Origin of the sequence: Actinomadura sp. 9N215 (assembly GCF_044326345.1) — a bacterium.
Classification (GTDB): Bacteria; Actinomycetota; Actinomycetes; order Streptosporangiales; family Streptosporangiaceae; genus Spirillospora.
Map to the genome: position 1 here is coordinate 95838 of NZ_JBIRBA010000019.1, position 21933 is coordinate 117770.

At 74.1% G+C, this 21933-nt stretch carries 20 protein-coding genes; 4 read left to right on the forward strand and 16 right to left on the reverse strand.

The features are described 5' to 3' along the window. Positions 1–22 precede the first annotated feature (22 nt). The 9 genes from ACH34T_RS28365 to ACH34T_RS28405 form a co-directional block, all read right to left on the reverse strand. Complete coding sequence (locus ACH34T_RS28365) at positions 23–721, reverse strand: SseB family protein (protein ID WP_396023977.1); 699 nt, start codon at positions 719–721, stop codon at positions 23–25. Positions 722–789: 68 nt separating this feature from the next. Then, the gene (locus ACH34T_RS28370) at positions 790–1896 is read right to left on the reverse strand and encodes a ring-opening amidohydrolase (protein ID WP_396023978.1); all 1107 of its coding nucleotides are present in this window, start codon (positions 1894–1896) and stop codon (positions 790–792) included. A 41-nt stretch (positions 1897–1937) separates the two neighbouring features. Beyond that, the gene (locus ACH34T_RS28375) at positions 1938–2900 is read right to left on the reverse strand and encodes a carbamate kinase (RefSeq protein WP_396023979.1); all 963 of its coding nucleotides are present in this window, start codon (positions 2898–2900) and stop codon (positions 1938–1940) included. 84 nt (positions 2901–2984) lie between these two features. Then, positions 2985–4148 (reverse strand): pyridoxal phosphate-dependent aminotransferase, encoded by a 1164-nt coding sequence (locus tag ACH34T_RS28380; RefSeq protein ID WP_396023980.1) that lies wholly within the window; start codon positions 4146–4148, stop codon positions 2985–2987. Positions 4149–4168: 20 nt separating this feature from the next. Next, positions 4169–4774: a response regulator gene (locus ACH34T_RS28385; RefSeq protein WP_396023981.1), complete on the reverse strand. Its 606-nt coding sequence runs from the start codon at positions 4772–4774 to the stop codon at positions 4169–4171. Next, complete coding sequence (locus ACH34T_RS28390; protein ID WP_396023982.1) at positions 4771–6009, reverse strand: sensor histidine kinase; 1239 nt, start codon at positions 6007–6009, stop codon at positions 4771–4773. The genes ACH34T_RS28385 and ACH34T_RS28390 overlap by 4 nt, the downstream gene beginning before the upstream one ends. Positions 6010–6057: 48 nt before the next feature. Continuing rightward, positions 6058–6867, reverse strand: coding sequence for an ABC transporter permease (locus tag ACH34T_RS28395; RefSeq protein ID WP_396023983.1), 810 nt, complete (start codon positions 6865–6867; stop codon positions 6058–6060). Continuing rightward, the gene (locus ACH34T_RS28400; RefSeq protein ID WP_396023984.1) at positions 6864–7796 is read right to left on the reverse strand and encodes an ABC transporter ATP-binding protein; all 933 of its coding nucleotides are present in this window, start codon (positions 7794–7796) and stop codon (positions 6864–6866) included. The genes ACH34T_RS28395 and ACH34T_RS28400 overlap by 4 nt, the downstream gene beginning before the upstream one ends. 111 nt (positions 7797–7907) lie before the next feature. Next, positions 7908–8549, reverse strand: coding sequence for an NAD(P)-dependent oxidoreductase (locus ACH34T_RS28405; RefSeq protein WP_396023985.1), 642 nt, complete (start codon positions 8547–8549; stop codon positions 7908–7910). A gap of 81 nt (positions 8550–8630) precedes the next feature. Here ACH34T_RS28405 and ACH34T_RS28410 point away from each other — a divergent pair, with 81 nt between their 5' ends. Next, positions 8631–9206, forward strand: a complete 576-nt coding sequence (locus ACH34T_RS28410) for a TetR/AcrR family transcriptional regulator (RefSeq protein WP_396023986.1) — start codon at positions 8631–8633, stop codon at positions 9204–9206. Positions 9207–9250: 44 nt separating this feature from the next. On the opposite strand, the gene codA is transcribed toward ACH34T_RS28410, so the two are convergent. Together codA and ACH34T_RS28420 are read right to left on the reverse strand one after the other, a co-directional pair. Beyond that, on the reverse strand, positions 9251–10537 hold the full coding sequence (codA, locus tag ACH34T_RS28415) for a cytosine deaminase (protein ID WP_396023987.1): 1287 nt from the start codon (positions 10535–10537) through the stop codon (positions 9251–9253). Between the two features lie 13 nt (positions 10538–10550). Continuing rightward, the gene (locus ACH34T_RS28420; RefSeq protein ID WP_396023988.1) at positions 10551–11954 is read right to left on the reverse strand and encodes an acyl-CoA synthetase; all 1404 of its coding nucleotides are present in this window, start codon (positions 11952–11954) and stop codon (positions 10551–10553) included. 40 nt (positions 11955–11994) lie between these two features. Here ACH34T_RS28420 and ACH34T_RS28425 point away from each other — a divergent pair, with 40 nt between their 5' ends. Further along, positions 11995–12633 carry a uridine kinase gene (locus ACH34T_RS28425; protein WP_396023989.1) on the forward strand — a complete coding sequence of 213 codons (639 nt, stop codon included), beginning with the start codon at positions 11995–11997 and terminating at the stop codon, positions 12631–12633. On the opposite strand, the gene ACH34T_RS28430 is transcribed toward ACH34T_RS28425, so the two are convergent. Together ACH34T_RS28430 and ACH34T_RS28435 are read right to left on the reverse strand one after the other, a co-directional pair. Further along, a complete protein-coding gene (locus ACH34T_RS28430) occupies positions 12579–14417 on the reverse strand; it encodes a hydantoinase B/oxoprolinase family protein (protein ID WP_396023990.1) in 1839 nt (612 codons plus the stop codon). The two genes, ACH34T_RS28425 and ACH34T_RS28430, sit on opposite strands and share 55 nt — an antisense overlap. Next, complete coding sequence (locus ACH34T_RS28435; protein ID WP_396023991.1) at positions 14414–16504, reverse strand: hydantoinase/oxoprolinase family protein; 2091 nt, start codon at positions 16502–16504, stop codon at positions 14414–14416. The genes ACH34T_RS28430 and ACH34T_RS28435 overlap by 4 nt, the downstream gene beginning before the upstream one ends. Positions 16505–16638: 134 nt before the next feature. Between ACH34T_RS28435 and ACH34T_RS28440 the strand changes: the two genes are divergently transcribed. Next, entirely contained in the window at positions 16639–17013 is a 375-nt protein-coding gene (locus ACH34T_RS28440) for an FKBP-type peptidyl-prolyl cis-trans isomerase (protein WP_396023992.1), read from the forward strand. A 121-nt stretch (positions 17014–17134) separates the two neighbouring features. Here ACH34T_RS28440 and ACH34T_RS28445 read toward each other — a convergent pair whose 3' ends face one another. Next, complete coding sequence (locus ACH34T_RS28445) at positions 17135–17794, reverse strand: carbon monoxide dehydrogenase subunit G (protein WP_396023993.1); 660 nt, start codon at positions 17792–17794, stop codon at positions 17135–17137. A 228-nt stretch (positions 17795–18022) separates the two neighbouring features. Between ACH34T_RS28445 and ACH34T_RS28450 the strand changes: the two genes are divergently transcribed. Further along, positions 18023–18844, forward strand: a complete 822-nt coding sequence (locus tag ACH34T_RS28450) for a polysaccharide deacetylase family protein (RefSeq protein ID WP_396024069.1) — start codon at positions 18023–18025, stop codon at positions 18842–18844. A gap of 174 nt (positions 18845–19018) precedes the next feature. Here the strand turns inward: ACH34T_RS28450 and cutA are convergent, their stop codons facing one another. Next, a complete protein-coding gene (gene cutA, locus ACH34T_RS28455) occupies positions 19019–21433 on the reverse strand; it encodes an aerobic carbon-monoxide dehydrogenase large subunit (protein ID WP_396023994.1) in 2415 nt (804 codons plus the stop codon). Beyond that, positions 21433–21933, reverse strand: coding sequence for a (2Fe-2S)-binding protein (locus ACH34T_RS28460; protein ID WP_396023995.1), 501 nt, complete (start codon positions 21931–21933; stop codon positions 21433–21435). Before ACH34T_RS28460 ends, cutA begins: the two co-directional genes overlap by 1 nt.

Below are 21933 nucleotides of genomic sequence, written 5' to 3' on the forward strand. Positions count from 1 at the left end.
CGCGGCGGGCGCCAGCGTATTTTCAGGCGCGCCGGATGACGCTCAGCTCGACGCCGCCGACGATGTGCCCGCGCAGCAGCTCCGCGAGCCGGTCGGACACGCGCTGCACGGTGCGGCGCTCGTCGTGCCCGGCGACGACGGCGAACCGGACGGCCAGCTCCGTCGACTCGCCCTCGGTGACGCGGACGCCGCTGACCGACTGGTCGGAGCCGAACGCGGCCTCGACGGCGGCGAGGACGTCCGGGTCCTCGTGCGGCGGCGGGACGGGACGGCCCTCGGCGAGCAGGTGCAGGCGCAGGCCGTCCACGGCGAACGGGACGGGGCCCGCGACGTCCACGACCAGGGCGTCGGCGCCCTCGTCCAGCGCGGCGCGGCACGCCTCGCCCGCGCGGACGGCGACGGGACGGGCGTCCGCCCGCCACGCCCGCATCGTCTCGGCGCAGGTGAAGCCGAGCACGCCGCGCCGCCCGTCGTCGCCGACCAGCGTGGGCAGCGCCATGTCGCTCGACTTCTCCCGGCGCAGCTCGCCCGGCGCCACGTCTTCCTCTTCGGTGAGGACGGCGACGATCGGCACCAGCAGCCGCGCCCCCCGCAGCCGCCGCAGGACCACGTGCGCGGCGACGCGCCCGGCCGCGTACCCGGCGAGCGCCTCGCAGAGCCGCGGGTCGGCGCCGCCGTCGTCCCCCGGGAACTGCGGTTCGGGAATGGTCAGTCCGGACACGGCAGGAAGGCTATATCCTCCGGCGACCGCCGTGGGTGGCTATCCGGATACTCTCCGTTCCGACGGCGTCAGCCGAGGTCGGCGATCGCCGCGACGGTGCCGCCCCCGGACGGCCCCTGATGCACGGCCGCGACCGAGACGAACACCGCCGGATCGCCGGTGACGGACGCCGCGACGCCGCCGACGCACGCCTTGATCTGGCGGTGCCAGTGCACGTCGGAGTCGTCCAGCATGATGTTGCGGCGGCCCCGGACCGAGCCGCCCGGGTCGGCCTCGCACTTGACGAACACGTTGACGAGCCGGTCGCCCAGGTCGGACGCGCGCGGACGGTCGGGCAGGCCGAGGCCGGTCGAGGCGATGGCGTCCCAGATGCCGTCGGCGTCGAGCGCGTCCTTCATCACACCGTGCCCGGCGCGGTACCGGCCGCCGATGCCGCGCACGTTGCCGACGACGACGATCTGCGCCCGGTCCAGCTCCACGCCCGACGAGCACGACGCCACCGACGAGTACAGCGACAGGTCCTTGTGGATCTGGGCCGCGGACGGCGGCTCGATCTCGCCGAGCGCGACGGCGATGCCGAGCGCGGTCGTCGAGTTGGAGACGTCCATCGACTTGAGGGTGTCCTCGGTGACGACGTCGTGCCCGCGCGCCTTGGCGTCGTTGATGGTGTCGAGCGTCAGCAGCGGCGTCTTCGTCTGGACGTAGTGGACGTCGGCCGGGTCGTCGATCCCGGCGGTCTTCATCGCCTCGCGGACACCCGCCGCGACGGTCTCGACCATCGCGGGACGGCCGATGTCCTCCGGCCGGATGATCTCGCTCATCGCGACGCCGACGGACAGGCGCGGCTCGTCCGACCTCGGCACGGACGCGGGGTCGACGGTGGCGAACACGGTGGCGTGCGGGCTGAGGACGCCGTCGGTGCCGCCCGACCACACCAGCGGGACGCGTCCGACCTCGTCCGCCGGGCGGGTCCCCCTGGCGATCAGCACCTCGCGGAACGCGCGGTCGGCGAGCAGCCGCGTGTAGTCGTTCACGCCGCCGTTGCCCTCGGTCTTGCCGACGACGGCGAGGACCCGGTCGGCGTCCAGGACGCCGTCGTCGATCAGCCGGGCCAGCCCGGACGCGTCGGTCACGCTCTCGATGGGGATCTTGCGGACTTCGATCGGATCGGGCACGTCATCGCTCCTCAGCTGTCTCTGTCGGCTCTCTACCCCGGTCACGCCTCGATGATCGTCCCGGCGTCGCCGTGCGCGGCGTCGCCGAGCCTGGCCAGCGACGTGATCGCCGCGCGCCGCCCGCCGGACGCGACGAACCGGCGCACCGCCTCCACCTTCGGGCCCATGCTGCCGCCGGCGAAATGCCCGGCCGCGGCCAGCTCCGCCAGTTCGCCGGTGGTCGTGCGGCGTAGCGGACGCGCCGCCGGCGTCCCGAATCCGGCCATCGCGTACTCCACGTCCGTCGCGATGACCAGGACGGTCGCGGCGAGCCGCCGCGCCAGCAGCTGCGCCGCCAGGTCCTTGTCGACGACGGCCTCGACGCCGCGGAGCGTCCCGTCCACGCGGGCCACGGGCACTCCCCCGCCGCCCGCCGCGACGACGACGTGCCCGGCGTCCAGCAGCGCCGCGGCCGCGCCGGCGTCCAGGATCTCCAGCGGCTCCGGCGACGCGACGACGCGCCGCCAGCCCCGCTCCCCGAACCGCCGCCACACCTCGCCGCGCGCCATGGCCCGGCGCGCGTCCGCCTCCGGGAAGTAGCGGCCGATCGGCTTGGCGGGGGCGGCGAAACCGGGGTCGGACGCGTCCACCAGCGTCCGCGTCACGACCGTGGACACCGGACGCCCCGCGCCCCGCGCCGCCAGCGCCCGCTCCAGCGCATTCATGATCATCACTCCGACGGTGGCCTGGGTCTGCGCGCCGCACCAGTCCAGCGGGACCGGCGGCACCACGCCCGCCGCCAGCTGGTTCTTGATCAGCAGGTTGCCGACCTGCGGCCCGTTCCCGTGCGTGAGCGCGACCCGCGCGCCCGCCGCGACCAGGTCCGCCACCGGCCCCATCGCCGACTCGATCGCCGCCGCCTGCGCGTCCGGCGCGGCGCTGCCGTCCGGGGCGGTCATGGCGTTGCCGCCGAGCGCGATCAGGATCCGCTCGCCGTCGAGCTCGCCCCCGCCGTTCCAGCTCACAGGCCGAACGCTAGCCCCGCCGGACGCCGCGCTCATGGGCGAAATCCGCCCAACGAGCGCCGCCGCTTCGGCAATCCGCGCCGATCAGCGGAGGCGGGCAAGGCGCTCCACGGCCTCGTCGATGACCTCGTCCTTCTTGCAGAACGCGAAGCGGACGAAGTGCGCGCCCGCCTCGGCGTGGTCGTAGAACACCTGCGTCGGGATCGCGACGACCCCCGCCTTCTCCGGCAGCGCCCGCGCGAGCGCCATTCCGTCGGTGAAGCCCAGCGGCCGGATGTCGGCCTGGACGAAGTACGTGCCCTGCGGCCGGTACGTGCTGAACCCGGCGGCCTCAAGCCCGGTGATGAGGCGGTCGCGCTTGGCCTGCAGCGACTTGCGCAGCTCCTCCACCCACGGGATCTCGTTGGCCAGCGCGTACGCGGCGGCCCGCTGGTAGGGGGCGCTGACCGCGTAGGTGAGGAACTGCTTCACCGTCTGGACGGCCCTGACGTACGGCGCGGGCGCCGTCACCCATCCGGTCTTCCACCCGGTGACGGAGAACGACTTGCCTGCGGACGACACCGACACCGTCCGCTCGCGCATGCCGTCCAGGGTGGCGAGGGGGATGTGCTCGGCGTCGTCGAACGTCAGGTACTCGTACACCTCGTCGGTGATCGCGACGAGGTCGTGCTCGCGGCAGACGTCGGCGACGGCCTCCAGCTCGGCGCGGGTGAACACGGTCCCGGCCGGGTTGTGCGGCGAGTTCACCAGGATCGCCCGGGTGCGGGGGCCGACGGCCGCGCGCAGTTCGTCGGGGTCGAACGTGAAGCGCCCTTCCGCCGGACGCAGCGTGACGGGCCTCCGCACCGCCCCGGCCAGCGCGATCACGGCGGCGTAGGAGTCGTAGTACGGCTCGAAGACGATGACCTCGTCGCCGGGCCCGGTCAGGGCCAGCACCGACGCGGCGATGCCCTCGGTCGCGCCCACGGTGACGAACACCTCGGTCGCCGGGTCGTACGACAGCCCGTACCGCGCGAGCCGCTGCGCCGACACCGCCTCGCGGAGTTCTGGCAGGCCAGGACCGGGCGGGTACTGGTTCGCGCCCGTGCGGATCGCCTCGACGGCCGTGTCGAGCACGCCCTTCGGGCCGTCCTCGTCGGGGAAGCCCTGGCCCAGATTGATCGCGCCGGTGCGGACCGCGAGGGCCGACATCTCGGCGAAGATCGTCTCGCCGAACTCCTGCATCCGCGTTACGAGAGGCTCAATCACGCCGACCAGACTAACGGGCCTCAGATCCAGCCCATGTCCTGGGCGGCGCGGACGGCGGCGAGCCGGTTGGACTCGCCGAGCTTGGTCATGGCGGTCGAGAGGTAGTTGCGGACGGTGCCCTCGGACAGGTGCAGCCGCGCCGCGATGCGGGCGGTCTCGGCGCCGGTGCCGGTGAGGCGGAGGACCTCGCGTTCGCGGTCGGTGAGGGGGTTGTCGCCCGCCGCCATGGCTGTGGCGGCGAGCTCGGCGTCCAGGTAGCGGCCGCCGTCGTGGATCTTGCGGATGGCGGCGGCGAGCTCCTGGGTGGGGGCGTCCTTGGCGACGAAGCCGCGGACGCCGGCGGCCATGGCGCGGCGCAGGTAGCCGGGGCGGCCGAAGCTCGTCAGGATGCAGATCGCGCAGCGGGCGCCGGACGCGGTGAGCCGTTCGGCGACGGTGAGGCCGTCCGCGCCGGGCATCTCGATGTCGAGGACGGCGACGTCCGGGGCGTGCGCGGCGACCGCGGCGGCGACCTCGTCCCCGCGGCCGACCTCGGCGACGACGTCCAGGTCGGGTTCCAGGCCGAGCAGGGCGGCGACGGCGCCGCGGATGAGCTGCTCGTCGTCGGCCAGCAGGACGCGGATCACGCCGTCCTCCCGGCGACCGGTTCCGCGGGGGCGGGGGCCTCCTCCGGGGCGGGGAGCGGGACGGCGGCGCGCAGCAGGAAGCCGTCGCGGCCGTGGCGTCCGGACGTGATCTCGCCGCCGGCGACGGCCACGCGTTCGGCGAGGCCGGTGAGGCCGGAGCCGTTTCCGTCGCCGTCCCCGTGGACGCCGTCGTTGCGCATCTCCAGCACCACGGACCCGTCGTAGGCGGTGAGGGTGACGGCGCAGCGCCGCGCCCCGCTGTGCTTGATCACGTTGGTGGCGCCCTCCCGGATGACCCAGCCCAGCACCGAGCGGACCTCGGGCGGCAGCGTGTCCGGCGGGTCGCCGATCTCGCAGCGGATCCCGGCGGCCTCCAGCACGGCGCGGGCCCCGGCCAGCTCGGCGTCCAGCTCGACGGCGCGGTACCCGCTGACGGCGGACCGCACCTCGCGCAGCGCCTCGCGCGCGGTGCGGCGGACGTCGGCCATCTCGGCGCCGGCGCGGCCGGGGTCGGTGGCCGCCATGCGCATGGCCAGCTCGCTCTTCACCGCGATGAGGGAGAGGCTGTGGCCGAGGAGGTCGTGCAGGTCGCGGGAGAAGCGGAGCCGTTCCTCGGTGACGGCGAGGCGGGCGAGGGCGTCGCGGGCCGCGTGGGTCTCCCGGTGCATGTCCCACATGCGGCGCTGGTAGCCGTTGACGAACACGACGATGCCGCAGGCCGCGGTGTAGAGCGCGAACATCGTCGGGAGCAGGAGGTACCAGGGCAGGCCGCCGTCCGGGAAGTGGCGTTCCGCGGCGACGGTGGTGATCACCGAGCAGAACACCCCGGTGGCGACGCACAGGACGGCGACCCGCCTTCGGCTCATCGGTGACAGGCCCAGCGCGGACAGCCAGAAGACCGGGACGATGGTGAACATCGGGCTGGTCAGGATCATCAGGCTCAGCGCGGCCGTGACGGCCCCGCTGAGGACGACGTCGCGGCGGGACGCCCCGCCCGCCAGCCCCGCCTTGACGAGGCGGGCGTAGTACCAGCTGAGCAGGGCGAGTCCCGCGAGCGCCGCGACGACGACGGGGACGCCCGCGCCGCCGTCGGCGTAGGCCATGCCGAGTCCGGCGAGGCCCGGCCCGACGAAGCCCACGGCGGCGCAGAGGAACGAGCGGTAGGTGACCCGCTGGTAGCGCTCCAGCCTGCGGGTGTCACGCGCTTCGAGGTCCGCCGTCGTCGCGACCGTCATGTCCCGCCTCCTCCTCGTGTCGCACTGTAACCGGTTCGGCACCCTTCATCAGGCGTGCCGGGGCTCCCAGCGGAAGCAGCGGGCAGCGAGCACGCGGCCGAGCGCGACCCAGCCCCCGAGGACGGCGAACGACGGCAGGCACGCGCGCCAGCCTTCCAGGACACCGACGGACGGGTGCGCGGAGCGGGCGTGGAAGTCCTGCCCGAAGTAGCCCGTCCTGGTGATCTCCACGACGGGGCTGAGGGGCGTGAACCGGCAGATCTGGGCGAGCCAGCCGGGCAGGTCGTCCAGCGGGAACATGACCCCGCCGCCGAGCAGGCAGCCGAACATGATCGGCAGGACGGTGACCTGCGCCAGCTCGGCGGTCGGGCTGACGCCGGACAGCGCGAACGCCAGGGCGGCGAAGACGGCGACACCGCCGGCGAGGCCCGCCAGGACGAGGACCGGGTCGGCGGGGAACCGTCCGCCGAGGGCGACGCCGAGCACGACGAGCAGCGCCAGCGCCTGGACGGCGTACATCCCGATCGCGGTGAGGACGCTGCCACCGGTGATCTCCGCGTCCGACAGGGCGGTGCCGCGGAGCCGTTTGAGGGTGAGGTCCTCGCGGCGGGCGGTGAACACGGTGACGAGGTTCATCAGGATGGCGAAGACGAGGAAGAAGGCGAGGTGGCCGGTGCCCTGCAGGAGCGCGGCGTCCACGCCTCCCATGTCGATGCCCTTCATCGGGACGAGCATCCCCGCGAACACCAGCGGCAGGCCGACGACGGTGACCAGGGACGTCCTGTTGCGCCACAGGAGGGTGAGGTCGAGGCGGGAGACGCGCAGCAGGGGCGGAAGGGAGATCGCGGAGAGGCTCATCGGGTGGCTCCTTCGGCGGCGGTACGGAGGAAGACGTCTTCGAGGGAGGCGCTGCGGGCCTCCAGGCCGTCCAGCCGGACGCGTTCCTCGTCGGCCCAGCGCAGCAGGTCGTACAGGCCCGCCTGAAGGCCGGGGCCGGTGACGGTGTAGGACGCGGTGGTGCGGCCGCCGTCGACGGTGATGTCGGCGCGGGCGCCGCGCAGGGCGGGCAGCTCGGCGACCTGGACGCAGCCGGGCATCTGGAAGGTGATGCGGTCGCCGTGCCCGGCGACGACGTCGGCGACCGTCCCGGACGTCTCGATCCGGCCGCGGTGCAGGATGGCGAGCCGGTCGGCGAGCCGCTCGGCCTCCTCCAGGTAGTGGGTGGTGAGCAGGACGGTGGCGCCGCCCGCGACGACGTCCCGGACGATCTTCCAGGTGGCGTGCCTGGCCTCGGGGTCCATGCCGGTCGTGGGCTCGTCCAGGAACAGGACGGCGGGACGCCCGAGCAGCGCGAGCGCGAGGTCGAGGCGGCGCTTCTGGCCGCCGGACAGCTGCCGCACCCGCACGTCCGCCTTCTCGGTGAGGCCGGCGAGGGCGACGGCCTCGTCCCGGTCGCGGGGCTCGGGGGTGAAGCGGCGCCAGTGCTCGACGGTCTCGGCGACGGTGAGGTCGGCGAAGAAGCCGCCCTCCTGCAGCATGATGCCGATCCGGGGGCGGACGGCGCCGCGCTCGCGGTGCGGGTCGTGCCCGAGGACCCGGACCGTCCCCTCGTGGACGGCCCGGTGCCCCTCCAGGGTTTCGAGCGTCGTCGTCTTGCCTGCGCCGTTCGTGCCGAGGAGCGCGAACAGCTCGCCCGTCCCGACCTCGAAGGAGATCCCGGCGACGGCCTCGAAGTCCCCGTACCGCTGGCGGAGCCCTTCGACGCGGATGGGTGGGTTCGTTTCCATGCCCCCAGCGTCGCGATCCGGGCGCGCCCGCCGGTAGAAGCGCGTATCACCGGTTCCGGCGGCGCCTGTCAGCCGATCGGTGTGACAGGTGTCATGCGGGGGCGGGCGGGGTCAGGCGCTGACGCCGATCACGTGCCGGACGGCGGACGCGTCGGCCGCGACGTCGAGCAGGGCGGCGGCGAGGTCGCTGCGGCTGATCGTCGCGCCGCCGAGGACGTTGCGGTCGACGGCCCTGCGGTAGCGGCCGTTGCCCGGACGGTCGGTGAGGCGGGGCGGGCGGACGATCGTCCAGTCGAGCCCGGAGCCGCGGACGGCGTCCTCGGCGGCGCGCATGTCGGCGAGCGTGTGCCTGAGGATCCGCTGCAGGACGAGCGGCTTGACCACGAACCGGGTGAGCGGGTCGTCGCCGCGCCCCGCCCGGATCGCGGACGCGCTGACGAGGACGAGCCGGTCCGTCCCGGCGGCGGTCATGGCGGTGACGATGCTCCGGGTGGCGTCCGCGCAGACGGTCGTCGGGTTCCGGATCTCGCGGGAGCCGAGCGCGGAGACGACGGCGTCGCGGCCCTTGACGGCCGTCTCGATCGCGGCGGGGTCCATGACGTCGGCCTCGACGACGTCGGCGCCGCCGCGCAGTTCGGCGGGCAGCCCGGCCGGGTCGCGGACGACGGCGGTGACCTCGTGCCCGGCGGCCAGCGCGCGCCGGACGAGCCGGACCCCGGTCCCTCCGGTCGCCCCGAAGATCGTGAGCTTCATCGCGTTCCCCCATGGGTGAGTGAGTGCTTACTAACCCCTAGGATGGTTAGTGTTCACTCACCTGTCAAGGGGGCGGTTTCGTTGAGCGCGCGGGAACGGATCCTGGACGCGGCGGCCGACATCATGCGCCGGCGCGGGGCGGCCGCCGCCACGACCAAGGAGATCGCGAAGGCCGCCGGGTACTCCGAGGCGCTGCTCTACAAGCACTTCCGCGACAAGGAGGAGCTGATGCTGCGCGTGCTCAAGGAGCGCATGCCCGCGTTCGTGTCCAGGGGCGTCCCCGGCGAGGGCACCGTGGAGTCCAACCTCGTGGCGGTCGTCGGCGGCGGCGTCCACTTCTACCAGCAGAGCTTCCCGATGATGGCCTCGATGGCGGCGCAGCCCCGGCTGATGGCCGCGTCCCGCGAAGCGCTCCGCAAGTACGACGCGGGCCCGCACGAGCCGGTCGCCGCGCTCACCCGGTACCTGGACGCCGAACGCGACCTCGGCCGCGTCGCCGCGGACGCCGACACCGGCGCCGTCGCGGCGCTGCTCATGGGCGCCTGCTTCCAGCAGGGGTTCCTGCGCTACTACACCGTGGGCGCCGACGGCCCGGCCCCGGACGAGGCGGCGGCGCGGGCGCTCGTCGGTCCCGTCCTGGGCGGGCTGCTCCCCTAGGGCCTGTGCGGGCTGCTCCCCTAAGGCCTGGGCGGGCTGCTCTCCTAGGGCGTGGTGCGCGGGCGGGCGAAGTCGACGGTCTCCGGCGCCCGTCCGGGCCAGGTCAGCCGGGTCGCGGCGGCCGGCGTCTCGGCGACGAGGCGGCCGTGCGCGACGACGTGGCTCGGCCGGGTCTGCCGCCGGACGGCGTCCAGCGGCGACGCGGCGGGCAGCACGACGAGGCTCGCCGGGCGTCCGGTCTCGACGCCGTACCGGTCGCCGAGCCCGAGGACGCGCGCGGCCCGCCCGGTCACCATGGCGAACGCCTCGTCGATCTCGGCGGGGGCGGTGAGCTGCGCGGCGGCGACGCCGACCAGCGCGACCTGGAGTGGGAACGCGGTGCCGAGCGGGAAGAACGGGTCCATGACGTCGTCGTGCCCGAACGCGACGTTCACCCCGGCCGCGAGCATCTCCTTGACCTGGGTGAGCCCGCGCCGCTTCGGGTAGCCGTCGAAGCGGCCCTGCAGCGACAGGTTGGCGAGCGGGTTGCAGACGAGGTTCGCGCCGGACCGGGCCATGATCCGCTGGAGCTTGGCGGAGTAGGCGCCGCCGTAGGAGCCCATCGCCGTGGTGTGCGACGCGGTCGCGCGGTCGCGGAGCCCGCCGCGCCGGGCGAGCGCGGCCAGCACCTCCACGAACCGGGACTGCTCGTCGTCGATCTCGTCGCAGTGGGCGTCCAGGGCGAGGCCGTGCCGCTGCGCGATGTCGAACGCGATCTCCAGGGAGCGGACGCCGTCCTCGCGGGTGTCCTCGAAGTGCGGGATGGCGCCGATCGCGTCCACGCCGCGGCGGGCGGCCTCCTCCAGCAGCCCGGCGCCGTCGTCGAACGAGCGGACGCCCTCCTGCGGGAACGCGACGAGCTGCAGCCCGATGACGTCGGCGACCCGGTCGCGGACGTCGAGCATCGCGTCCAGCGCGACGAGCCCGGGGTCGGTAACGTCCACGTGGCTGCGGACGTGCAGCACGCCGTTCGCCGCGTACCAGCGCAGCACCTCCGACGCGCGGGACACGACGTCGTCGCGGGTGAGGGCCGCCTTGCGCTCGCTCCACACGGCGATGCCCTCCCACAGCGAGCCGGACGCGTTCCAGCGCGGCTCCCCGGCGGTCAGCGCCGTGTCGAGGTGGACGTGCGGCTCGACGAACGGCGGGCTCACGAGGCAGCCGGTCGCGTCGATCCACTCCTCGCCGGCGAGCTGCCCGGCGGGCGCGACGCGGCCGAAGCGGGCGCCGTCGATCTCGATGTCGTGCGGCCCGTCCCGTCCCGCGAGGCGGGCGTTCGTCACGAGGCGCATGGGGGAAGCCTCCCTAGGACGTGAGGTCGCCCAGGCGGGTCTTGACGACCTTGCCCATGGCGTTGCGCGGCAGCGACTCGACCAGGTGCACCACGCGGGGGCGCTTGTGGACCGACAGCCGCTCCGCCACGAAGTCGGCCAGCTGCGGCGCCGCGACGCCGTCGGCGACGACGTACGCGGTGACCTGCTCGCCGAGGTCGTCGTGCGGGGTGCCGACGACGGCGGCCTCCCGGACGTCCGGGTGCGCGAGCAGCGCGTTCTCGATCTCGCCCGCGCCGATCCGGTAGCCGCCGCTCTTGATCAGGTCGGTGGAGGCGCGGCCGACGATGCGGTGCCAGCCGTCCGGTCCGACGGTCGCGATGTCGCCGGTGCGGAACCAGCCGTCCCCGGTGAACGACTCCGCGGTGGCGCCGGGGCGGTTGAGGTAGCCCTTGAACAGCAGCGGGGCGCGGACGTGCAGCTCGCCGGGCGTCTCGCCGTCCGGGGGGACCTCGCCGCCGTCCTCGGCGGCGAGGCGGGTCTCGACGCCGGGCAGCGGCGTGCCGACGTACCCGGGGCGCCGGTCGCCGTCGGCGCGGGCGCTGACGGTGATGAGCGTCTCCGTCATGCCGTAGCGCTCGACCGGACGGTGCCCGGTGAGCTCGGTGAGCCGCTCGAAGACGGGCACCGGCAGCGGTGCGCTGCCGGAGACGAGGAGCCGCGCGCTGCGGAGGGCCTGCGCGGCGGACGGGTCCGCCGCCGTCCTCGACCAGACGGTGGGGACGCCGAAGAACAGGCTCCCGCCGTCGTTCCGCGCTGCGGCGGCGTAGGCGTCGGGCTTGGGACGTCCCGTGTGCACCAGCGGCGACCCCACCCGCAACGCCCCGAGGACGCCGAGCACGAGCCCGTGCACATGGAACAGGGGCAGGCCGTGGACGAGGACGTCGTCCGGGGTCCACGCCCAGGCGTCGGCGAGCGCGTCCAGCCCGGCGGCGATCGCGCCGCGCGAGATCAGCACGCCCTTCGGCGCGCCGGTCGTCCCGCTCGTGTAGAGGATCAGCGCGGTCGCGTCGGAGTCGGGCTCGGTCTCGGTCTCGCCGTCGTGCGGGAGGGCGTCGACGGGGATGAGGGGCGGTTCGCCGTCCGCCGGCGCGGTCGCGTCGCGGGCGGCGAGGAGGAGGTCCGCGCCGGAGTCGCCGAGGATGTGCGCGCGTTCGGCCGGGCCGGAGTCGGGCGGGACCGGCACGACCGGGACGCCCGCGAGGAGCCCGCCGACGACCGCCGCGACCGTCTCCAGCGACGCCGTGGCGTGGACGGCGACGGCGTCCGCGCCCCGGATCTCGGCGGCCACGGCCGACGCCCAGCCGAGCAGCTCGTCGCGCGGCAGCCCGCGTCCCGCGACCCGCACCGGGCCGCCCGTCGCGCCGAGCAGGTCCATCGTTGGCTCCTCTCCGTGCCGTCCTGGAAGTATGCCGTCCGTGCCGTTCACGCCGGGCGCCGCCCTGACCTACCCCGCGCTCGCCGCCCGCCTGCTCGCGCTGCCGCCGTCGTGCGGCCCGGCGCGCCTCGTCGCGGTCGACGGGCCGAGCGGCGCGGGCAAGTCGACCTTCGCCGATCACCTGGCGGAGGTCCTGGTGGGCGCGCCGGTGGTGCGGTCGGACGACTTCCGCGTGCCGTGGGACGCGGACCCGCTCACCTGGTGGGGCCCGCTCCGCGCGGACGTTCTCGACCCGCTCCGCGACGGGCGGCCCGCCGTCCTGCGCCGCTACGACTGGCGCCGCGACCTGTACGGCGCGGAGGAGGAGGTCGCGGCCGGGCCCGTCCTGATCGTCGAGGGCGTCGGGGCCGCGTGGACGGGGTCGCCCGCCGCGTTCCGCATCTGGATCGACGCACCGCGCGATCTGCGCCGCGCCCGCGCCATCGACCGCGACGGCCCCGAGTACGCCGGCGCCTGGGACGCCTGGAGCACCCGCGAGACGGCGTTCTTCGCCGCCGATGGCACCCGCGCCCGGTGCGACCTGCTCGTGGACGGCACGACGTTCACGTCCCATCGCTTCCGGACCTACTCGACGGCGTCGACGCCGGCGGACGACAGCCCGCCCGACAGCTCGGGATAGCCGGGGCCGCGGTCGAAGAACGGCGCCGGGCCGCGTTCGGCGCGCAGGCGCTCGCGCAGGGCGGTCGTCGCCTCCTCGTCCACGTGTTCGCCGGTCAGGACGACGCCGTAGTCGTCGCGTGCGCCGGCCGCCGACACCTTGCCGTCGCGGACGTCGGCGGCCACGCGGGACGGGTCGCGGTCCAGCGGGTCGCCCCATCCGCCGCCGCCCGTGGTGCGGATGCGGATGACCTGCCCGGCCTCGACGGGGTGGTCGTCGACGAGGCCGTCCATCTCCTCGCCGTCGATGTCGACGCGGAAGGGACGTCCCGCGCGCCCCCCGTTGACGCCCCAGCACGACAGGATCGACCGGTCGGCGATCGACATGTAGTGGGCGTCGCGGAGCATCCGGATGTGCTTGTCGTAGCCGAGCCCGCCCCGGTACTCCCCAGGCCCGCCGGAGTCGACGGCCAGGCCGAGGCGCTCGACGACGAACGGCCAGCGGGCTTCGGCGAACTCGGCGGGGATGTTGCGGGAGTCGGGCACGACGTGGATGGTGTCCTCGCCGTCCGCGTAGTAGCGGCCGCCAGAGCCGCCGCCGAGCACCTCCCGCATCAGGTACGGGCCCCGGTCGTCCTCCCCGTAGACGCCGGTGTAGCGGATGGTCTCCTGGTCGGCGGGCATCCGTCCGCCCGTGGCTTTGGCCAGGACGCCCGCCAGGACGCCGAGCAGCCGCAGGATCACGAACGTGCGGGCGTTCGTCGGGGCCGGGAAGACGGGCGTGAGCAGCGTGCCCTTGTCCGGGAACCGCATCTCGATGAGCGGGACGACGCCCTCGTTGACGTCCAGTTCGGCGGCCCGCTCGGGCGTGTCGGCCAGGTTCCGCAGGACGGGCGCCAGCCACTTCTTGAGGAACACGCCGTCGGCGTAGTCGCCCGCGTGGTTGATGGGGCCCTTGGCCTGTGGGGACGTCCCGGCGAAGTCGATGACGAGCGGGACGTCCGCGGCCTTGTCGACCGTCAGCGTGATGCGCTGGGCGTGCAGGCGGGGCGGGTCGACGCCGTCGTGCTCGGCGTAGTCCTCCCAGGCGAACGTGCCGTCCGGGATCTTGGCGAGGAGCTCGCGGCGGAACGTCTCCGTCGTCCGGTCGATGATCGCGTCGAAGCACGCCTCGACGGCGGCGCGGCCGTAGCGGCCGAACAGGTCGCCGAGGCGGCGGGCGCCCATCAGGCAGGCGGAGCACTCGGCGTCCAGGTCGCCGGCGAGGGAGTCGGGCATCCGCGAGTTGCGGGTCATGATCGTCAGCGCCGCCCGGTTCGGGACGCCCCGGTCCCAGAGCTTGATCGGCGGGACCATCAGGCCCTCCTCGAACGCGCTGCGCGCATGGCTCGGCATCGACCCCGGGACGGCGCCGCCGATGTCGTCGTGGTGCCCGAACGCCTGGACGAACGCGACCACCTCCCCGTCGTGGAACACCGGGACGGTCACGCACAGGTCCGGCAGATGCCCGATGCCGCCCTCCGACAGGTACACGTCGTTGTGGAAGAACACGTCGCCCGGACGCATCTCCTCAAGCGGGAAGTCGCGGGCGATCGGCTGGACGAGCGCGGAGTAGGAGCGCCCGGTCAGCTTCCGGAGGCGGCGGTCGTGGATGCCGGCGCGGAAGTCGTGCGCGTCCCGGATCATCGGGGAGCGGGCCGTCCGCGCGATGGCCGTCTCGACCTCCCGCTCGACCGACGCGAGCGTCCCCTCGACGATCTCCAGCAGGATCGGGTCGATCCCGGGTGCGGTCATGGGTGCGGTCATCGGGTCACCACCAGGTTGCCGTGGCCGTCGAGCCGCGCGGTGAAGCCGGGGTGCAGCGGCAGCGTCGAGCCGAACTCCTCGATGACGGCCGGGCCCGCGACGGCGTCGCCCGGTGCGAGTTTCTCGCGGCGGTAGACGGCCGTCTCCTCCCACGCGTCGAAGTAGACGCTTCGCGTGCCGGTTCTGGCGCGCGTCGGGTCGCCGTCCCCCGGCGGACGCCCGGCGAGGCGCGGGCGGGCGATCGGGCCGATCCCGGAGACGCGCAGGTTGACCCACTCGACGGGATGCCGCTGGTCGTCGCGGTAGCAGTACCCGTAGAGGGCCTCGTGGGCGTCGTGGAACCGGCGGACCACCTCGGCGCGGAACCCCTCGTCCGGGCGTCCGGCGGGGGCCGCGACCCGCACCTCGAACGCCTGCCCGTAGTAGCGCAGGTCGGCGGAGCGGGCGAAGCGTCGGCGGTCGTCGGGGAAGCCTTCGCGGGCCAGGGCCCGTGCGGCCTCCGTCTCCAGGTCGGCGTAGACGTCGTCCAGGAGGGACGGGTCGAGTTCGGCGTCGCGGACGACGCGCGTGCGGACGTAGTCGTTCTTCACGTCCACCGTGAGCAGCCCGAACGCCGACAGGTTCCCCGGGTTCTCCGGGACGACGGCCGCGGGCAGCCCGAGGACGTCCAGGAGGCGGCACGCGAGCAGCGGCCCGGACCCGCCGAACGCGACGAGCGGGTAGTCGCGGACGTCCAGGCCCCGCTTGACGGTGATCTGCCGGATGGCGTTGGCCTGGTTCCACGCCGAGATCTCCAGGATCCCGGCGGCGGCCTTCTCGACGGGCAGGCCGAGGCCCGCGGCGAGCGCGTCGAGGCCGGTGCGGGCGGCGTCCACGTCCAGGGGGACCTCGCCGCCGAGCAGGTGCGGCGGGATGCGGCCGAGGACGGCGTGCGCGTCCGTCACCGTCGCCTCCGTGCCGCCGCGCCCGTAGCAGAGCGGCCCGGGGTCGGCGCCCGCGCTGCGCGGCCCGACCTTCAGCGCGCCCTCCGGCGACCGCCACGCGACCGACCCGCCGCCCGCCCCGACCGTCACGATGTCGATCATCGGGATCTTGACGGGATGGCGGCCGATCGAGCCCTCGGTGGTGAGGGTCGGCTCGCCGTCCAGGACGACCGCGACGTCCGTGGACGTCCCGCCGCCGTCGAGCGTCACCACGGAACCGTGCCCGCTGTGGGACACGACGAACGCCGCGCCGAGCGCCCCGGCGGCCGGGCCCGACAGGACGGTCGTGATCGGCTGCCGCGCGACCTCGTCCGCCGACAGGACGCCGCCGTTGCTCTTCATCACCAGCAACCGGGCCGCGACCTGCTCGGCGATCCGTGCGAGGTAGCCGTTCATCGCGGGCTTGACGGCGGCGTCCACCAGTGTCGTCACCGACCGCTCGTACTCGCGGTACTCGCGCAGCACCTCGCACGACAGCGACACGATCGCGTCCGGGTGCTCGCGGGCCAGCACCTCGCGCATCGCCAGCTCGTGCGACGGGTCGGCGTAGGAGTGCAGGAGGCACACCCCGATCGCGAGGATCCCCGCGTCGCGGAACCAGCGGGCCGCCGCGACCGCCGAGTGCTCGTCGAACGGGCGCAGCTCGGCGCCGGTGTGGTCGAGCCGGCCGCCGACCGCCCGCACCCGGTGCGCCGGGACGATCCGCGGCGGCTTCACCCAGAAGTAGCTGTTGCCGTAGCCGTCCGGGACGCTCTGCCGCGCGATCTCCAGGATCGGCTCGAAGCCCTCGGTGGTGATGAGGCCGAGGTCGTCGATGCGGTCCTCCAGGAGGCGGTTCGTCGCGACCGTCGTGCCGTGCGACAGCGCGGCCACGTCCTCGGGTTCGGCGCCGAGCAGGCCGAGGATCTTCGCGACGCCGTCCGCGGTCCCCTCCGCGGGGTCGGCGGGCGTCGAGGGCGTCTTCGTGGTGACGAGCCCGCCCCCGTCCTCGTCCAGCGCGACGACGTCGGTGAACGTCCCGCCCGTGTCGATCCCGATCCGCAGCCGCCGCGCCGCGCCCGCCGGGCCGCCGCCGTCCGTGCCCCTCGCCGTGCCCCTCGTCATGCACACGGGTCTACCGGACGCCGCCCACCTGCGAAACCGTCGCAATCTGCCAACGGACGGGATGTCCTTTCGTGAGGGCGCGTTAGGGCTAGGCTGGGCAGTTCCCGAATCCGACGAGACGCTGGAGCCCGTTCATGGCCCTGGAACGCCCCGAGATCGACTTCCCCGAGGGACAGCCGCCCACGTACCTCGACATCACCGACATCACCGAGGGCGACGGTCCCGAGGCCGCCAAGGGCTCGGACGTGGCGATGCACTACGTCGGCGTGTCGTGGTCGACCGGCGAGGAGTTCGACGCGTCCTGGAACCGGGGCGGCACCTTCGACTTCCAGCTCGGCGCAGGCCGCGTCATCAAGGGCTGGGACATGGGCATCGCCGGGATGAAGGTCGGCGGGCGCCGCAAGCTCGTCATCCCGCCGCACCTCGCCTACGGCGACCGCAGCCCGAGCCCCGCCATCAAGCCGGGCGAGACGCTCATCTTCGTCGTCGACCTCGTCGCGGTGAACTGACGCGCCTGGCGCGACCCGGCTTCAACGGCGGGCAATCCGAGGGTGAAGATCGGCCCCGGGGAGCCCGCCGTCGCCGTGTCCGCGGGCGGCGCGTCCGGGTCCGCGGGCGGCGCGTCCGGTGTCAGCGCCCGCGCGAGCGGCGGCCCAGCAGGTATCCGAGCAGCACGCCGACGAGCGCGACGACGCCGCCGGAGCCGAACGCGATCACCATCGGCCAGGCCGCGGACGCGGGCTCGGGACCGGCCGCCGCGCGTCCCGCGTAGACCGTCCCCGTCCCGGCCGGGGCGGGCGGCGCGACGGGCCCGGACTCCGGAGTCGCGGGTGCGGGCGCGGGCGTGGGCGCCGGTGCGGTGAGGTCGCGTTCGACCGCGGCGAAGAACTCGCCCGCGGTGCGCTTCGCGACGCTGCCCAGCATCCGCTGGCCGACGCCGCCGACCATGCCGCCGACGACCGCGTCCGCGTCGTAGTCGATCCGGGTCGAGCCGTCGCCGTCGCTGAGCCGGACGCGGACCGTCGCGTCCACCGTGCCCGGCGCCCCCTGCCCGCGCGCCCGCAGGACGAACGAGCGCGGCGGATCGGGTTCGGCGAGCTCGACCCGTCCCACGTACGTGCCCTGGATCGAGGCGACGCCCGCCGTGACGGTCATCCGGTACGTGTCGGGGCCCGTCTCCTCCAGGGAGCGGCATCCCGGGATCGTCCTCGCCAGGACCGCCGGGTCCTGGAGGGCGTCCCAGACGCGGGCGAGCGGCGCGGCGACGGTGGCACTGCCGTTGAGCTGCATGACCCGACTCTAGGTAATCGCGGCGCCGCGCCGAACGGCAACATCTGCCGAGTACACGCCGAACATTGGGCAGTTGCGCCTGCGCGACCGCGGGAAATGGTCAGATATGTCCGGCAGGTTGCACCGGGTGCGAACTCCCCCCGCCACCGGCGCGTCAACCATGCGAAACCCCAGCCGAGAACCGAACGGAGTACGCGGCCGATGCGAGGTACGACGCCCGTGATCACCATGGTTGCCGCCGCCGTCGTCGGCGTGGCCGCGGGCGGCTGGCCCGTCCTGACCGCCCGGGCGGGCGACTCGGGGCCTTCGATGCGGACGCAGCTCGCCTCCGTCCTCGGCGACCAGAAGTGGGCGACGCCGAAGCCCGGCACCTGGACGCCGCCCGCGCCGTCCCAGGACGGGCTGCCCGCCGTCGTCAGCCGCGTCGAGACGCAGGAGCGCGTCGTCTTCCTCACCATCGACGACGGCTACGAGTACGACTCCGAGTTCGTGAACCTCGTCCGCACGCGGAAGGTTCCCATCATGACGTTCCTGACCTCCACCTACATCAAGGGCCAGGGACAGTACTTCTGGGCCATGCGCAACGCCGGATCGCGCATGGAGAACCACACCGTCAGCCACCCCAACATGAAGACGCTCGGCGCCGACGGGCAGAAGAAGCAGATCTGCGAGGCGTCCGACGAGATCCAGAAGCAGTACGGCCGCCGTCCGGAGATCTTCCGTCCGCCGTTCGGCAGCTTCAACGACACCACCCGCCAGGTCGCCAAGCAGTGCGGCATCAAGTCCGTGCTGCTGTGGTCGGCGGAGTTCTACAACGGCACCACCGGTCCCGGCGTCGGATACAACGGCTTCGCGCGCGGCGACGGCGGCAAGGGCTTCAAGCCCGGCGACATCATCCTCATGCACTACCGCAAGGGGCTCGCCAAGGACCTCGTGACGATCCTCGGCTGGATCCAGCAGGCCGGGTTCCGGCCCGCCGCCGTCCAGAAGTACCTGCCGAAGTCGCTCGGCGGCGACGCCCCCGACAAGCCCGCCCCCGCGCGCGGCTGAAAGCCGACCTTCCCGGAGGAATCCCGGTTACGCCGAGGGCCCGCACCCGCCTTGACTAGGGTCAACACGCTGGCGGGGTTGAGGTCCCCCGCACCCGAGCCGACCCCGCCAGCATTCAACCCAGGTTGAGGTCCCCCACCTACCGAACCACCGGCGAGCCGACCCCGCCAGCATTCACACAGTCTTCGCGGTTTCGCGGACGCGCAGCGACGGGTCGGCCGCCGCCTTCTCGCGGAGCGTGTAGAGGGCGTCCGGGGAGAGCGGCATCGCGTCCACGCGGACGCCCTCCGCGTCCTCGACCGCCGCGGCGATCACCGCCGACACCGGGATGACGCCCGCCTCCCCCGCGCCCTTGATGCCCAGCGGGTTCAGCGGCGACGGCGTCTCCAGATGGTCGGTCTCGATCCGCGGGATCTCCGTCGCGTACGGCATCAGGAAGTCCATGAACGACGCGTTCAGCAGCTGGCCCGACTCGTCGTACGCCATCCGCTCGTACAGCGCGCCGCCGATGCCCTGCGCGACGCCGCCGTGGATCTGCCCCTCCACCACCATCGGGTTGATGAGCCGCCCGCAGTCGTGGACGACCGCGTACCGCAGGATCGCGATCTCCGCCGTGTCCGGGTCGACCTCCACGATCGCGGCGTGCGCCCCGGCCGCGAACGTCGACCGGACGGGCGAGTAGTAGCCCCGTCCCTCCAGACCGGGCTCGTCGCCCGGCGCGACCGGCGGCTCGGTGACCGGGCGGCCGGCCGCGAACTGCGTCGCCGCCGCGGCCTCCTCGTCGAACGCGTACCGCAGCGGGTTCGACAGGACCGCGACCGTCCGCAGCGGCACCGACGCCGAAGGGTCCCCCTTGACGTGGACGACGCCGTCCGTGATGTCCAGGTCGCGCGGGTCGGCCTCCAGCGCCTCGCCCGCGATCCGCAGCGCCTTGTCGCGGACCTTCTCGCAGGCCAGCGCGATCGCGTTGCCGCTCATCACGGCGGCGCGGGACGCGAACGTCCCGACCGCGTACCCGAACCGGCGGGTGTCGCCCGTCGTGACGTGCACGTCCTCGATCGGGACGCCCAGCTCCGACGCGGCGATCTGCGCGAACACGGTCTCGTGGCCCTGGCCCTGCGAGGTCAGCCCGGTCGAGACGTGCACCCGCCCGGCGGTGTCGATCTCGACGTGGCCGCCCTCGTACGGGCCGACGCCCGTCCCCTCGACGTAGACGCCGAGACCGATGCCGATGCGGCGGCCCCGGGACGCGGCGGCGGCGCGCTCCGCGTCGAAGCCGTCCCAGCCGATCAGCTCCCGCGCCTTGCGGAGCAGCTCCGGGTAGTCGCCCGAGTCGTAGATCAGCGGGCGTCCGTCCTGGAAGGTGAGGCCCTGGTCGTAGGGGAACTCGTCGGGCTGGATGAGGTTCGCGGCGCGGACGTCGGCGCGGTCGAGGCCGAGGTGGCGGGCGACGCGGTCCATGGTCCGCTCCATGCAGAACACGCCCTGCGGGCGGCCCGCGCCCCGGTACGGGGTGACGATCAGCGTGTTGGTGTAGAGGCTCGTCACCTCCGCCCGGTACGCGCCGATCTTGTACGGGCCGAGGAGCTGCGTGGACGTGACGATCGGGATGATGATCCCGTACGGGGTGTAGGCGCCGTGGTCGTGCCGGATCTTCACGTCCAGGCCGAGGATGCGGCCTTCGTCGTCGAAGCCGACGCGGACGTCCTGGAGCTGCCCGCGCTCGTGCGCGGCGGACACGAAGTGCTCGCGGCGGTCCTCGGCCCACTTGAGCTCGCGGTCGAGGAGCCGCGCCGCCCACGGGACGAGCACCTCCTCCGGCCACGGATGGACGATCTTGACGCCGAACCCCCCGCCGACGTCCGGCGCGATCACCTCGACCTTGCCGTTCGGCAGCCCGAGCCGCGCGGCGATCGCGGCGCGCACGCTGGTGGACGCCTGCGTCGACGAGTACACGCGCAGCGATCCGTCGTCGGCGTCCCATCGCGCGTAGACGCCGCGTCCCTCCAGGGGCATGGACGCGCTGCGCTCGATCGCGAGGCTGAACTCCAGCACGTGCGGGGCCGCGTCGATCGCGGCGGCCGCGTCCCCGGTCTCCTGGACGAGCACCGCCCCGACATTGCCCGGCACGTCGTCGTGGACGAGGTGCTCCGCCCGCGTCGCCGCCTCGATGCCGACGACCGGCGGCAGCGTCTCGTACTCCACGCGGATGCGTTCGGCGGCGTCCTCGGCCAAGTACCGATCGCGCGCCACGACCATCGCGACGGGCTCACCGACGTGCCGGACGACGTCGCGCGCCAGCGGATATCCGGTCCGGCCATGGGTCAGCGCCGGGTGCGGGATGAGCAGCGGGAGCGGCTCGCCCACCCTGCCGGGGAGGTCCTCCCAGGTGTAGACGGCGACGAGGCCGTCGACGTCCAGGGCGCCGGCCACGTCGATGTCCATGATCTGGGCGTGCGCGTGCGGCGAGCGGACGAACGCCGCCGCGAGCGCGTCCCGTCCCAGGTCGTCGAGGTAGCGGCCGCGGCCGGTGAGGAGGCGCCCGTCCTCGCGGCGCTCGACCGGCTCGCCGAACACACGCGTCCCCATCACGACTCCCCTTCATCGGCGGACAGGGCCAGAATGTCGGCGGCGCGGTGCACCGACTTGACGATGTTCTGGTAGCCGGTGCAGCGGCACAGGTTCCCGGAGATGCCCTCAAGGACCTGGTCCTCCGTCGGGCGCGGCGTCTCGCGCAGGAGCGCCGTCACCGTGCACAGGAACCCGGGCGTGCAGAACCCGCATTGCAGGCCGTGGCATTCGCGGAACGCGCGCTGCACGGGCGACGGGGTGCCGTCCTCGTCCGCGAGGCCCTCCACGGTGGTGACCTCGCGCCCGGCGGCGGTGACGGCGAACATCAGGCACGACCGCACCGGCTCGCCGTCCAGCAGGACGGTGCAGCAGCCGCAGACGCCGTGCTCGCAGCCGACGTGCGTGCCGGTGAGCCCGAGGTCGTGGCGCAGCAGGTCCGACAGCAGGCGGCGCGCCGGGACGCTGGCGGTGCGGTGCGTCCCGTTGACGGTCAGCGCGACCTCGAAGCCCTCCTCCAT